We start from the raw sequence: 14,191 nt of genomic DNA, 5'->3' as shown, positions 1-14,191 counted from the left end.
TATGCACGGTCGTTGATTGCGTTGCTGGCTGCCTGAGTCCCCGATAGAAAAGCGATTTGATGAGCACCTCTCTGTTAGGCGTCCCTGCCCGGCGCTCCATTGCTTTGATCGTACAGACGGCAACCGAGTGGAGTCGCGAAGTCTTGCGGGGGGTCGCCGATTATGCAGCAGAGCAGGGGGGATGGGACTGTTTTATCGAGCCGCACGGTTTCTGGGATGTGCTACAACTGCCGCCCGATTGGCGCGGCCATGGGGTGATTGGCCGCTTGACCAATGCGAGTCTGGTCCGCAGCATCTCTCGTCGACAGTTACCCTGCGTAAACGTCTCGTGGATGCGAGATCATTCGCCACGTTTTCCGTGTGTCGTTTCCGACCAAAGGGCTTGTGCCAGAATGGCGGCTAGCCACTTCTTAGATCGTGGCTATCGCAACGTCGCCTATATCGGCCCGGCCCCGCACATGCGATATAGCAACGTCATGGAAGAAACCATTCGCCAGACGCTGGCCCAAGACGAAGCCCAACTGCACGTCTTCGCCTATCGCCCCCGCGATGAAAAGCTTCGTGAACATGGAATTCGCTCGAATGAACTTGGCCTGCGACGCTGGCTGATGGACCTACCGAAACCGGTGGGAGTGATCACCTGGAGTGCGATTGTCGGTCGAATGGTCATGACCCAATGCGCCAACGCCACCATCGAAGTCCCGGATGACGTGGCGATTCTGTGCATCGAGGACGACTCGCTCATGTCCGCGCTCGCTCCGGTCGAGCTTTCCAGTCTCGACCAAGCAGGCCGCACGGTCGGATATCGGGCGGCCGAACTGCTCGACCGAATGATCCAAGGTCAGCCAGCTCCGCAGCAGCCCATCGAAATTCCACCACGAGGCGTGTTCGCGCGCCGCTCATCCGATGCCAGCGGCTTTCAAGATGAAATTGTCGCCGACGCCATCAAGTTCATTCGTGACAATGCCGGCGAACCGATCCAAATTCACGATGTCGAACGAGCGTTAAACGTTTCCCGTCGAGTCTTAGAAAACCGCTTCGAGCGGTCGGTGGGCCGCTCGCCGGCGGTTATCTTGCGACGCGTTCGCCTAGAACGAGCCGCCGTGCTGCTGCGTGATACCGACCTGGCGATCCCTGAGATAGCCCTCCGTTGCGGATTCAATCACACCGAATCGTTCATTCGCAGCTTCAAACGAACCATGGGAGATGTTCCCAGTCAATTCCGCCGTAAGAATCGACGGAATGACAACGCGCCGTAACGAGATGCCAGGAGCGCTTCTATAGCGGTTGCGATTCGAGGCGAACCAGTCCCACAAATTGTTGCTGAGTTTTCTCGTCGGCCAGTCTAGGCAGGTTCAGCGCAAGTGCTCGTCGTTCGAGCCAAAACTTGAGGCGTTCCAGCTTGACGATTTCCAACTCCAACTGTTCCTGCTTCGCATGAGCCTCTGCCAACGCTTCGGCCGCTTGCTTCAGCCCTTCGTACGATTCATGCTCAAGAATCATCGCGCGCAGCGTGTCGGCTTCCTGCGTTAACAAGTGCGTCACGCGTGGATGCCAGGGGTTTGCCATTTCTGGCCATCGCTTTTTCAACGCCGATTTGATCTCACTGCGCTTGCGACCTACCGTTTGCTGCTGCTTGCGGACTTCGCCATCGACTTCCCGCTTCTCTTTTTGCTTCGCGCGAATCAGCTCCTCGACTTCTTTACCACGAGCGCCCCCGCTGAGTTCAAACTTATCACTCAACCCTTCAATAACCGCTCGTTCGCACGGATCGGCAGTTGCCAGCAAGACTTCAATGGGCGCGTGAATCGTCAGCAACTCTTCCTTACCCGTCGTGGCAGAGTACTCTCGCAGAAAGAAATCGGAAGTTCGGGTCGGAATATCAATCGTGTCGGCGTGCAAAACGGTATACGCATGGGCCTCTAACAACGATGTTTGGCCATCCCCATCAAAATCAGGCGTGTGAACCGTTTCCCCTGTTCGCGAGACACCACTCAGCGCTTCCCAAAAGTAGGAAGAGTATTCGCGGTACTCGGCTTGGTTGATATTGGGCGTGCAACCAGCAGCAACACGATCAGGCACCGTCGAAAAGAACCCGCAACGTGGATGGCTCGACATACCGTTCTTCGGATCGCCTCCCTGAAAGATCAAGTTGCCAAAGCCACCGCTGTAACATTGCACCATGACGGCGACCACCGGCATATCCTGCGGCAATTCATCTAGCATCTCCGTCCAGGCCGTCACCGTCATCGTCTTGTGATCCCACAGATGCGTGTGATTTCCCGTATAGCCAGGACGTTTAGAACGACGTTCGTTCGACGGGGATGCCTCTTCCGAGCGATTTTCTTTTTCAGGGGCGGCCGCGTCGTTCGAGTCTTCGTGGTCCGATTCTTGCTCGTCCTTATCTTCAGCGGACTTCTCGGTCGGCTTCTCCTCGTCTGCGGCAATCGCTGCGGTAGGACGCCGCCCACGCGAAGATCTCTCTGGCCTCTCGCGCCCGCCATGACCGGTAAAGTAAAGAATCAAGCGGTCATCCGACTTGAGACGCTGAGAAAGATCCCCCAGCGTTCGTTTGATTGTGTCTGGATCGGCTGCCCCTTGAACCCCAGGTACTGTGCTGCTGCGGTAGTCGAACCGAATCCCATTAGCTGGGCCGACAATTTCTGCTAGCAACCGATGTAAATCTTCCGGACCGCGTTCCGGATTTTGAAACTGCAAGTCAGCCTCTGGCTTCTCGCCATCGGCAAACAAAATCACGTGTTCGTCCGTATCTCGTTCTAATTGCGAGAGTGTCCGCTGGAAATAAAGAACGTTGTTCTCCAGCGAAACCTGATTACTGTCTGGCGCAGGCCCCCCACCAATAGTCAGAAAGTGATCGTCCGCCGCAAGCGGATTAACCACAGCCAACAGCCCTAAAACACCCCAAAAGCTGAGAAAATGACGACGCATCACGGAACCTAACGACAAAACCTAGTGACTTAAATAACACGCGCCGGCAGTTCCATCGCCGAATTAACGGGCGCATCTCCTTAATATTGAACCCCGGTTAAAGCAAAATGGGGCGGTGGGGTACATCTGATGCTGGGGGATGAGCTTTGTACAATATAGCGATTTAAGAACTAAGTTCACGTGTTAAATGTCCCCCTAGACCATGAATCAACATCCTGAGAGTCCTGTTTACTGACCAGAAGCTGGTAAGATGCCACTCAGACCAGCCGAAATGGGGACAACCGTTGCGATTTCTCGTAGAAAGTCCGCAAAATCGGCTCAGACCGCATCCTCCGGCCAACGAGCTAGCAGCTTGCCCGTTTTTGCCAGCTGGCAAAGATAGGCGTAAGCCACTTGCCGGTATACGATGAATATTCGTCGGGTGCCCTGGTCTCTCTAGTGGAAGCTCGTCTCCCTTTATATTTGCGAAGAAATCAAAGCGGAAGAACATGGAAAACAACGACGAATCGCCCAAACGACGCCCCGACAAAAACAGCAACGGCGGTAATTTGTGGTATGTCGTCCTCGCTGGCGTCGCCATTTTCCTGGCCGTGCTTTATCTGATGCGCCCCACCTCAGATGAACTGTCTCAGCCAGAGCTGGAAAACCTGATCGCGGCGATGGAAAAGGACGCCAAGGGGGAATTCACCGGCAGCACCACCGTTAGCCGCAAAGGGAGCGACGACAAAGTTTCCAAGATCCAATACAGCAACTTACGCGACGTGGAAATCGGTCCGGCATCGGTTACCGGTAAGGTCGATCGCTACGATGCCGACTCGGCAGACCCTTCCAAAGCGACTACCAATGACCAAACCGTCGTCACCTATTTGGTTCGCAGCGAGAATGCTGCAGGCAAAATCCAAAACATGCTCGATGAGAAGGGCTTTACCGACTACAAAGCGGTCGGCCCTCCCAATTTCTTCGAGATCTACGGTGGCATGCTCTTGGTAATCGCCCTGGGGGTTTTGTTCTGCTATATGATGATTCGGCGCATTGGCGGCACGGGCAGCGCAATCGCCTTTGGCCGTAGCCGTGGCAAACTCCACATGCAGGACGATTTAAACATCTCTTTTGAAGATGTAGCCGGGATCGAGGAAGCCATCGACGAGGTGAAAGAAATCGTCGACTTCCTGCGTTCGCCAGAAAAGTACCAGGAACTCGGTGGCCGTATTCCCAAAGGCGTTCTGCTGGTGGGCCCTCCAGGAACCGGTAAAACGTTGCTGGCCAAAGCTATCGCGGGCGAAGCAGGCGTCTCCTTCTTCAGCATGAGCGGTTCTGACTTCGTGGAAATGTTTGTTGGTGTTGGAGCGGCTCGCGTACGTGATCTGTTTCAACAAGCCGCCGCAAAAAGTCCTTGTATCATCTTCATCGACGAGCTTGACGCCCTCGGCAAAACGCGCGGAGCGGGCCTTGTTGGCGGGCACGACGAACGCGAGCAAACGCTCAACGCCTTGCTGGTTGAAATGGATGGCTTTGAAGCGAATACCGGCATCATCCTGATCGCCGCAACCAACCGGCCAGAAATGCTCGACCCGGCTCTCCTTCGCCCAGGTCGATTCGATCGCCAGGTGCTGGTCGATCGGCCCGATGCTGGCGGTCGCGAAGACATCCTGCGCGTTCACGTCCGTAACGTCAAACTAGACGACACGGTGAACCTGAAAGGGGTTGCTGCGATCACCACCGGCTTTTCCGGAGCCGATCTAGCTAACCTCGTTAACGAAGCGGCCCTCTTGGCGGCTCGCAAAGGCAAAGTGGCGGTCGGCATGGAAGAGTTCGACGAAGGGGTCGAACGCGTCACCGCAGGGCTGGAAAAGAAGCAACGCGTCATGCACCAGGACGAAAAACTGCGGGTCGCCTACCACGAAAGCGGCCACGCCCTGGTCGCCTACTGCTTGCCGAACACCGACCCAGTCCATAAGGTATCGATCATCCCCCGCGGCATGGCCGCGCTCGGCTACACCATGCAGCGTCCCACGGAAGATCGCTTCCTGATGACGCAAAGCGAACTAGAAAGCCGTATCCAAGTTCTGTTAGCCGGTACTCTGGCGGAAGAGATGGTCTACGAAGAGATCTCAACCGGAGCTCAAAACGACTTGGAACGGGCTACCGAGATCGCCCGGAGCATGGTCACCGATTTCGGCATGAGCCGCCTGGGACGCGTCAATTACCGAGCCAGTGGCCGGTCGGCGTTCATTCCCGAGCAATCGGAAGAACGAGCCCGCTCGCACAGCGAAGAAACCTATCGCGAGATCGATCTGGAAATCAAACGCATCATCGACGAACTACTGCTTCGCACCAAACGAATGATGGAAGACCGACGGTCCGCCCTCGTAGCCCTCTCAGAGCGTTTGATGGAGCTGGAAGTAGTCGACGCCGACGAGCTCAAGCGGGTAATCGAAGAAACCTCCGACGGCCCACGCATCGTTCCCGGAACTGAAACCAAACGGACCGGAACGCCCAAAGAGATCAACGCCGACGATATTCCCCCTTCTTCAGGAAGCATGGACCAGGGAACCTAGTCGCTCGCCAACATCACGCAAACAAGCAAAGCCCTCACCGGGCGCGTCAGGCTTTCACGAAAAGTCTATGTCGCCCGGCGAGGGCTTTTTTCTAGATTGAGTCACTTCCATAAGTTAGGATGCTTGAACTTGCGTATTCGCATTTCCGCCTGGAAAATGACAAGAGATCAAGTATGTGGAATATCATCGGCAGGCTACTTTCCATTGGCCTAATAGTTGCGCTCGCATTCTGGAAAATGGCTCCACAACCTCAGGTACCGTACGACACCTGGTCGATCTCGGAAAAAGATGCCCTAAACGTAGCGGAAGCGACACTTCGTTATCAATTTGAACAGGCAGACAAGAGTCGCGAAGTAAGAAAAAAGAAGTGGCTTGTGCTAGTCTTTGGCGATTCTGCCTCCCCAGAATTTCTCTCCCGCTTTTCAGATCGCACGAATCTAATCGAAGAGGTTGGCGACGAGGAGCTTACCCCGAGCAAAATCGCTTTGTTTGCCATCCAACATGCCAAGCGCATTGACGCCACGACCATCTCAGTCACCACATCAACCATCGGTGTCGATCCTTCTGAGGACCGCCCAGTTCAGGCAGATCTTGTGGCTGTTCTTAAAGATGGGCAGTGGAAAGTCGATCCATCGCAGCCAAGCCAACAGTAACTTAGCGTCCTGACTCAAACCACGGATAGTGGCTCGCCATCGCTTCTTTGACGACCCCGGTGACGATCTGAATACTAACGGGCTTCTCTAATAGCGAGAAAACCTCTACGTCTTCGGCCTGGGTAGCGATCGCCGAGTCGAGCGCCCCTGTCAGCAAGATATAGGGAATATTGATTCCCATGCTGCGACACGCGGAAATCGATTCTAGACCGGTCCGCTGCGGCATGTGAAAGTCGAACAGCGCCACATGCACGATGGCTTCTTGGGCGACATGAATCGCTTCTTCACCATTGGCAGCCAAAAGTGGTGCGAACCCCCGACGGCTAAACACCTCGGCCATCGTCTCGCGAAACGAGCGATCGTCGTCAGTAATCAGCATCACAGGTTGGGTTGAATTTCGCATGGCTGGGCCGCTACGGAGAAACACAGGTGTTGGCAGAGCAACAAGTTCGATGCTTCAAAGTGCAAATATAGTTCCCATTCTTTGCAATTAATTGCTCTGGCAGCAATACCAATCAACCTAGCCCCATAAATTAGGACGAAAATCACCATAATGGCAGACAGAACGCCTGAGACAAAAAAACCGTTTTTTTCAATGCCTGCCATTCTGACAGACCGATCGACGCAAACTGCCCACTTTATCAGCAATTTTGATACTGAACGTGATTTTTGGCGGAAATCACAAGGGGTACTTATAACTAAGTCGTGATTCCGTTATAACTTGCAGCATGCGAGCGGCCCCCTTCGATGGTTGGTCGGAGTAGCGGCCGAGTGGCGATTTCGTCGTCCTTAAGCTATCTAGAGACAACACTTGCAAGCGAGATTCTACCACCAAAAGAATCTCGATTTCGGAAAGGGTCTGTGGTGAGCTCGGCACCCAATTTTTTTCAACGCAACGAATTTCTGTTGCGACGCCTGCATTCCTTGCTAGGCCTGGTTCCGGTTGGCGCTTATGTCATCGTTCACTTGCTGGTCAATGCGAGTGTTTTCGCGTCACCTAAACTGTTTCAGCGATTGGTGTTCCACATTCACTCCCTCGGGCCAATCTTGCCCCTGGTCGAGTGGACGTTCATCTTTCTGCCGATCATCTTCCACGGTGTTTACGGGCTGATTATCACCAAGGGTGGTCACCCCAATACCCAGGCCTACCCGTACAACAGCAATTTCCGCTACACCATGCAGCGGGCCACGGGCTTGATTGCCTTCCTGTTCATTGCCTGGCACGTCTTTCAGATGCACGGCTGGATTCATGCTGAGTTCTGGGAGAAGTACGTTGCCCACCCACTTGGCGGGGCGGAATTCTCCCCCTACAACGCCGCCAGTAGTGGGGCCGAGGCCATGCAAGGCTCGATCATCTTCCCCGTTCTGTACGCAATCGGCGTCCTGGCGACGGTATTCCACCTGTCGAACGGTATTTTCACCTTCGGCATCACTTGGGGACTTTGGGTTAGCCCTAAAGCCCAAGAGGGGGCCAAGCTGGTCGCAAATTGTCTCTTCGTCGCCTTGTCTATCGCCGGAATGGCCTCCATTGTTGGCCTCTATACGATGAGTAGCGAGCAGATCGCCGAAGTGCGTGTGCAAGAAGACGAAGCATATCAGATTTTGTCGGAAACCGGCGATATCTTGCCCAACGAACATAAGCACTCCAAAGAATCCGAGTTCTACACAAACGACGACGAAGAAGCCGACTCGGCTGAATCGGATCGTTAAAGCTACGTGACTCCTTTCGGTTAAAACGGAAAGGAGAAACGCCGCCAATGGAAAATCCAAGAGTCAAAGGTGGATGGGAATGGCAGAGAAGCGAGTCCTGGTTGTCGGTGGTGGTTTAGCTGGTTTGTCCGCCACCATGAAACTGGCCGAATTAGGTATCAAGGTCGACTTGATGAGCCTCACGCCGGTCAAACGCTCGCATAGCGTCTGTGCCCAAGGGGGTATCAACAGCGTCAACGACGCGACGCGGCAACTTGGTGATGACGAATACAAACACTTTGACGACACCGTTTACGGTGGCGACTTCCTGAATCACCAGCCTCCCGTCTACGAAATGGCGATGTGGGCCCCAAAGGTGATCGACTTGATGGATCGCCTCGGGGTGACCTTCAACCGCACCCAGGAAGGCTTCCTCGATCGGCGCCGCTTTGGTGGTACGCTTTACAAGCGAACTGCTTTCGCCGGGGCAACCACCGGGCAACAGCTCCTTTATGCCTTAGACGAACAAGTTCGTCGCTGGGAGGTCGAAGGCCTGGTCAAGAAGTACGAAATGTGGGACTTCCTTGGTCCTATCATGAATGACGAAGGGGACTGCGTTGGGGCCGTCGCCCAAGACCTTTTCAGCATGGAAATCCGCTCGTTCCGTGCCGATGCCGTCGTGATTGCCAGCGGTGGCTCTGGCTTGGTCTATGGCCGCTCGACCATGAGCATGACCTGCAACGGTTCTGCCGCCAGCCGTTGTTTTCAGGCAGGTGCCAAGTATGGCAACGCCGAATTCATCCAGGTTCACCCAACCGCGATCCCCGGTGCCGACAAGCTTCGCTTGATGAGTGAAAGTGCTCGTGGTGAAGGTGGACGCGTCTGGGTTCCTCGCAAGCCACACGACCCTCGTGCTCCGAAAGACATTCCCGATAGCGAACGTTTTTACTTCCTTGAAGAACGCTATCCGACCTACGGTAACTTGGTCCCGCGTGATATTGCCACGCGTGAAATCTTTGACGTTTGCGTCAACGACGGGCTAAGTGTCGAACAAGATCGCCAGTGCGTCTACCTCGACCTGACCCACATCGAAGCCAGCGAACTGAACCGGAAGCTGGGCGGGATCTTGGATATCTATCGCAAGTTCCAGGGTATCGATCCTTGCTACACTCCGATGCGTATTTTCCCGGCAGTTCACTACTGCATGGGTGGGCTTTGGACCAACTACGAGAAGAAAGAAAGCGGTGGACTGGTTCCTGGTTCGCCCACGAATCAAGCCACAAGCATCCCGAACCTGTACGCGATTGGCGAAGTCGATTACCACTACCACGGTGCCAACCGCCTGGGTGCGAACTCGCTGCTGAGCTGCATTTTCTCTGGCCTTTTCGTCGCCCCTGGCCTCGAAACGCTGCTCAACAACATGAAGCCTGGTTCATCCGCTGCCGACCAACCCGCTTCACTGTACGAAGCAGCCGCCAAGAAGCAGCAAGGTCGCCACGATGCGTTGCTCAAACAATCTGGCGACGAAAACCCATACCTGATTCATCAGGAACTGGGCAACATGATGACCAGCGCGGCGACCGTTGTGCGGGTCAATTCGCAACTGGAAGAGGGAATTAGCAAGCTGGCCGACTTGAAGCAGCGTGCCTGGAAGTGTGCCCTCTCGGATACCGGCAACTGGTCGAACCAAAACGTGCTCTTCACCAAGGCGTTGCAAGACATGTTCCCGATCGCCGAAGCGATTCTCAAAGGGGCCCTGGCTCGCGACGAATGCCGTGGGGCCCACTACAAGCCAGAGTTCGAACTGCCTGGCCTGACCTCGCATGATCCTGCCGAACATCGCCGCCAAGCCGAAGAGTGGTGCGACAAGTTCGAGGCCAACATCGACAAATTCCTCAAGAGTTCCATTGCCTCCTACGATGGGGATCACGTGGACATCACCTACGAAGAGGTAGATACCAGCATCGAACCACCTCGCCCTCGCCTCTACGGGCTGGTCGGCGCTGAAGAGATCAGTATCGTTTGGAACGAACGCAAAGCGAAAAAGAAAGCTGCCGCCCAAGAGGCTGCAGCGACGAACTAAAGAGGGTTGCCGCTCCGGCAGCCTAAGCCATCGCGAGCTGACTAGAAGTCAACGTATAAACTAGCCAATAGGGCCTAACCGATGATTGCCCACGCAAATAAGCCAAAAAACTTCTACGTGAAAATTCTCCGCCAAGATGGCCCGGGGAAGCCGAGCTATTGGCAACGGTTCGAGCTCGATTACGAGCCTGAGCTGAACGTGATTAGCGTGCTGCAGAAGATCGCGGCGAAGGCCAAGACTTCCAACGGCCAGAAGACCACGCCTGTTTGCTGGGACTGTGGCTGCCTGGAAGAAGTGTGTGGCGCTTGCACAATGGTGATCAACGGTCGCGTGCGTCAATCGTGCTCGGCATTGGTCGACAAGCTGCTGGAAGACGGCCTGGAAATCGAACTTCGCCCAATGACGAAGTTCCCGGTCGTTCGCGACCTGTTCGTCGACCGCAGCCGCATGTTTACCGCCCTCAAGAAGATCAAAGGCTGGATTCCTGCCGACGGATACTACGACCTAGGCCCCGGTCCGAAGCAATCTCGTTACGACCAGGAAACGGCTTACCCACTCAGCGAGTGCATGACCTGTGGCTGCTGCGTGGAAGCTTGCCCGCAGTACGGCAAGATCGAACTGATGCAGCGTTCGGGCGAATCTGACGAAGCGTTTGATGATCGCAAGACCGATGCCTACACCACTGGTTTCGTCGGACCGGCCGCGATCAGCCAGGTGGTGCTGTTCAACCTGCACCCAACCGGCAAGATGATCGCCCGCGACCGGCTTGATATCATGGCCCAAGAAGGCGGAATTCAAATCTGTGGCAACGCCCAGAACTGCGTGGCTGTCTGCCCGAAGAAAATTCCGTTAACAATGAGCATCGGCAAAATTGGTCGCCAAACGACCTTCAACACCCTTCGCCGCTGGTTCGATCGTGGTGCCAAGGCTCATTAATTGCTTGGGGCCAACGAGCAGGCTTGCCGAAAAAATACGACTTCCTATGCCCCAATGGGGCGACAGAATTTCTCAATCAATTCACCTCTGTCGCCCCATTGGGGCTCGTCTTTCTTCTTGACATTCCCTGCAGTGGCTTATTACGCCCCTGACTATTGTCGGTCGCCCCTTCAGGGCTTAGGAGCGACTTGCAACACTTCCTGCGACTTCCATATCACTCCCCGAACTACGGCCGATCGATGAGCACCTCTTCCGATACTTCCACCGGACGTTTTAGCGGTAAGGTTGCTTTGGTCACCGGGGCCAGCGATCGTGGAATCGGCGGGGCGATTGTCGAGCGACTCTCAAAAGAAGGGGCTTCGGTCGTCATTGCCAACCGGCACGAACCGAAGCGGGTTCTCAAACGGCTCGAACGGCTGAAAACGCCGCACCTCTTTCATACCTGCGACGTGACCAGCGCCGAGCAAATCGCGGAACTCAAGACGCTTGTAGACCAGCAATTCGGCAAGGTCGACTTTTTAATAAACAACGCCGGGATCGAGCTTTGCCAAAACCTGGAAGAATACGGCGAGGCAGAGTGGCAACAACTGCTCGACATCAACTTGTCCGGCGCCATTCGGATGACTCGGGCATTCCTACCGCTACTTCCTTCGCCCGGCGGTGTGATCTTGAACGTGGCATCTGCGTTAGGGCTGGGTGGATGCGTAGGCTTTTCCGTCTACAGCGCCAGCAAAGCAGGCCTGACTGGCTTCACGCAGTCGCTGGCCTGGGAGCTAGGGCCCAAGAAGATCCGTGTCGTAGCGATTGCTCCAGGCATCGTCACAACCCCCATGGCAATGCGCTTCGCCGATGAATGCGAGTCACGGGAAGAAGTCGAGCAGCTTCGCCAAGACATCGAGTCCGTTCACCCGCTGGGCGTCGGTGCCCCGCACGATGTGGCCAATGCGGTCGCCTTTCTGGTTTCGGACGAAGCCAGTTGGATCACCGGCATCACACTCCCCCTTGGCTGGGCACCACACTACGACTTGCCGATGCACCGGTACGTGTAAAACGACGCTCACAACTCAAATTAATGCTGCGCTGTCACGCGTTTTCGGTAGCAAGAAAATCTAACGCAATCTCGGCGGCCTCTTGCGTCTTCTCGTACGGAACCATGTGCCCACACTCTTCCAGTTCGATGAGTCTCGCGTTGGGCAAATGCTCGGCGTAATACTCGCCATGAGCGGCTGGGATCAACTTGTCTTGCCGGCCCCAGATCAACTGCACTGGGCTATCGAGGCGATGCAGATGATTTTTCAATTTTGGATTGTGCAGGTACGGATTCCAACCAACCCGGGCCGTTGCTTCGCGAGCGCGTAGCCACATCAAGATGCGTGGGTCGTTCGTATCGCTGGGGAAATAATCTTTCGCTTCCTGGCTCTCTGGATCAAAGAACAGCAGCTTGCGGAGATCGTCGAATTCATCGATGAACAGCTCCGCCATCGGAGCCCCTTCCAGATGCAGCCCAGCGGCGGCGATCATGACCGTCGGACCGATCAAGCGTGGACGCAGCAATTTCACTTCCGAGGCGATCCAGGATCCCAACGAATAGCTGACCACCGGAACGTCTTCCAACTCTAGCATTTGAATCAGATCGACATAGTGCCACGCCAGATCGCCGATGTCTTCGATCTGGTCGAGCCCTTCACTTAAAGCGAAGCCGGGATGAGCCGGCAAGTAAACGGTGTGCTTCTCGGCCAATTTTTTGTGAAACGCGATCGGCTCGGTCTCGCCACCAGCCGAATGCAGATAGAGCAGGGGAGGGCCTTCCCCCAAGACCGTGAGCTGAGTTTTCTTGCCGGCGACGTTGAGCGTTTTGTTTTCGAGTTTCATTGGCGTAGTTTAAATCTTAGGTAGGTCAGGGTGTGCCTGACATCTTGAAGATGAGATCGCGACTGCCAGGCACAACCTGGCGTACGAGAACGAGGCCGTTGCTAACCGCCAACCGTTGCGTTCAGTTCTTCCCGGAGACCTGGCATAACCTTCTCGGCGAAAAGCTTCATGCTTTTACACGTCAAATCGTGAGGCAGCGTTCCTAGCTGGAATAGCCCCAACAAGTTACCGACACCCAGCTTCTTGATGCGTTCAGAGAGTTTCTGGCGGACAGTATCGGGGCTACCAACAATCGCGTAGCCACCTGCCTCGATATCTTCCCGCGTTTCGCAAGTACTCATGAACTGCTGCAGGCCCTTTTGAATACCGGCAATCGAACGAGCCGAGGTGTAGCCGGGCGGAAAGACGACCAGCCCCTTGAGCAGTTTCTTCACGAAATACCACAAGTGCGGTTCATACTCAGCCCAAGCCTGTTCGTCGGTTTCCGCCGTATAGATCGGCAGCAGCCAACCGAGTTGCTCGGGATCGGCGGTGTAATCGCACTTCTCACACGCATCGCGGAACATATCAAAGTTCCGCTGGAAGAAGTCCATGTGGAAGTAAGGAATGCCCATGTAGGCAAAGCGGCGTTCGGCTACAAACTGAATTGTCTCGCGACTGCCTGCCCCAGGAATCCAAATCGGCGGATGTGGCTGCTGGATCGGGCGCGGCCACGGATTCACGTACTTCAGCTTCCAATGCTTGCCGTAATGCTCGAACGGACCTGGCTCGGTCCAGGCTCGCATGATCAAGTCAAACGCTTCTCGGTACATCTCGCGAGCGAATGTCGGGTTCTTCGAGAAGCTGTAATACTCTGGGCCACCGCCAACCACCAAGCCAGCAATCAAACGACCGCCGCTAATGCAGTCGATCATCGCGAATTCTTCGGCACAGCGTGTTGGTGGATCGTAAAACGGAATGGCATTGCCGACGACCGCGATCTTGCAGTTCTTGGTTTGGCGGGCCAAGATCGACGCCATCAAATTGGGGCTTGGCATCGTTCCGTAAGCGTTCTGATGGTGTTCGTTGACGCAAACCCCATCAAAACCCAACTCATCGGCCAGCACCAACTGATCGAGATAGTTATTGTAAAGCTCGCCGCCATGCTGCGGATCGAAGATCTCGTTAGGCAGCCAAGTCCAGGCCGTCTTATAGTTTTGCTCGAAGTCGTCCGGGAGCCGGTCCCAAGGCATCAGATGGAAGGCGAAGAATTTCATGGGTGTTTGCTCGTCAGAGATAATCTGGTCCCCTCGCCCCCGTCCACGGGGGAGAGGGCTAGGGTGAGGGGGCGAACCTGGCACGCACTTCCGATCTCTTACCTGGTCCTCTCCCCAAAGGGGCAAGGGAACCGGACAAGCAGGTACGTTCACCTCTCTCTCGAATTCCTAATAAAGTCGCCAAAATACCCATTC

General features: G+C 55.2%; 11 protein-coding genes. 7 read left to right on the top strand and 4 right to left on the bottom strand.

Annotation, left to right across the window (positions count from 1 at the left end; translation table 11 throughout):
- Positions 1–59 precede the first annotated feature (59 nt).
- Complete coding sequence (locus DTL42_RS14070; protein WP_114369369.1) at positions 60–1,259, top strand: xylose operon transcription regulator XylR; 1,200 nt, start codon at positions 60–62, stop codon at positions 1,257–1,259.
- A 19-nt stretch (positions 1,260–1,278) separates the two neighbouring features.
- Here the strand turns inward: DTL42_RS14070 and DTL42_RS14065 are convergent, their stop codons facing one another.
- A complete protein-coding gene (locus DTL42_RS14065) occupies positions 1,279–2,949 on the bottom strand; it encodes a hypothetical protein (RefSeq protein WP_114369527.1) in 1,671 nt (556 codons plus the stop codon).
- A gap of 488 nt (positions 2,950–3,437) precedes the next feature.
- Here DTL42_RS14065 and ftsH point away from each other — a divergent pair, with 488 nt between their 5' ends.
- The gene (ftsH, locus tag DTL42_RS14060) at positions 3,438–5,507 is read left to right on the top strand and encodes an ATP-dependent zinc metalloprotease FtsH (protein ID WP_114369368.1); all 2,070 of its coding nucleotides are present in this window, start codon (positions 3,438–3,440) and stop codon (positions 5,505–5,507) included.
- Positions 5,508–5,743: 236 nt separating this feature from the next.
- Complete coding sequence (locus DTL42_RS14055) at positions 5,744–6,160, top strand: hypothetical protein (protein WP_114369367.1); 417 nt, start codon at positions 5,744–5,746, stop codon at positions 6,158–6,160.
- Between the two features lies 1 nt (position 6,161).
- On the opposite strand, the gene DTL42_RS14050 is transcribed toward DTL42_RS14055, so the two are convergent.
- On the bottom strand, positions 6,162–6,563 hold the full coding sequence (locus DTL42_RS14050) for a response regulator (protein ID WP_147274284.1): 402 nt from the start codon (positions 6,561–6,563) through the stop codon (positions 6,162–6,164).
- Between the two features lie 503 nt (positions 6,564–7,066).
- On the opposite strand from DTL42_RS14050, the gene DTL42_RS14045 reads away from it, so the two are divergent.
- The 4 genes from DTL42_RS14045 (at position 7,067) to DTL42_RS14030 (ending at position 11,917) form a co-directional block, all read left to right on the top strand.
- Positions 7,067–7,870: a succinate dehydrogenase cytochrome b558 subunit gene (locus DTL42_RS14045; protein WP_234824212.1), complete on the top strand. Its 804-nt coding sequence runs from the start codon at positions 7,067–7,069 to the stop codon at positions 7,868–7,870.
- A gap of 79 nt (positions 7,871–7,949) precedes the next feature.
- Positions 7,950–9,932, top strand: a complete 1,983-nt coding sequence (gene sdhA / locus DTL42_RS14040; RefSeq protein WP_114369526.1) for a succinate dehydrogenase flavoprotein subunit — start codon at positions 7,950–7,952, stop codon at positions 9,930–9,932.
- Positions 9,933–10,013: 81 nt separating this feature from the next.
- Complete coding sequence (gene sdhB / locus DTL42_RS14035; RefSeq protein WP_114369364.1) at positions 10,014–10,868, top strand: succinate dehydrogenase iron-sulfur subunit; 855 nt, start codon at positions 10,014–10,016, stop codon at positions 10,866–10,868.
- A 239-nt stretch (positions 10,869–11,107) separates the two neighbouring features.
- The gene (locus DTL42_RS14030) at positions 11,108–11,917 is read left to right on the top strand and encodes an SDR family NAD(P)-dependent oxidoreductase (RefSeq protein ID WP_114369363.1); all 810 of its coding nucleotides are present in this window, start codon (positions 11,108–11,110) and stop codon (positions 11,915–11,917) included.
- Between the two features lie 34 nt (positions 11,918–11,951).
- On the opposite strand, the gene DTL42_RS14025 is transcribed toward DTL42_RS14030, so the two are convergent.
- Both DTL42_RS14025 and DTL42_RS14020 read right to left on the bottom strand, forming a co-directional pair.
- Positions 11,952–12,740: an alpha/beta fold hydrolase gene (locus DTL42_RS14025; protein WP_114369362.1), complete on the bottom strand. Its 789-nt coding sequence runs from the start codon at positions 12,738–12,740 to the stop codon at positions 11,952–11,954.
- 101 nt (positions 12,741–12,841) lie between these two features.
- Positions 12,842–13,996, bottom strand: coding sequence for an LLM class flavin-dependent oxidoreductase (locus tag DTL42_RS14020; protein WP_114369361.1), 1,155 nt, complete (start codon positions 13,994–13,996; stop codon positions 12,842–12,844).
- Between the last annotated feature and the right edge of the window lie 195 nt (positions 13,997–14,191).

The sequence above is a fragment of the Bremerella cremea genome, assembly GCF_003335505.1.
GTDB classification, from domain to species: domain Bacteria; phylum Planctomycetota; class Planctomycetia; order Pirellulales; family Pirellulaceae; genus Bremerella; species Bremerella cremea_A.
Note: the sequence above shows the minus strand (reverse complement) of the source record. Positions and strands in the feature narration are given on the sequence as shown.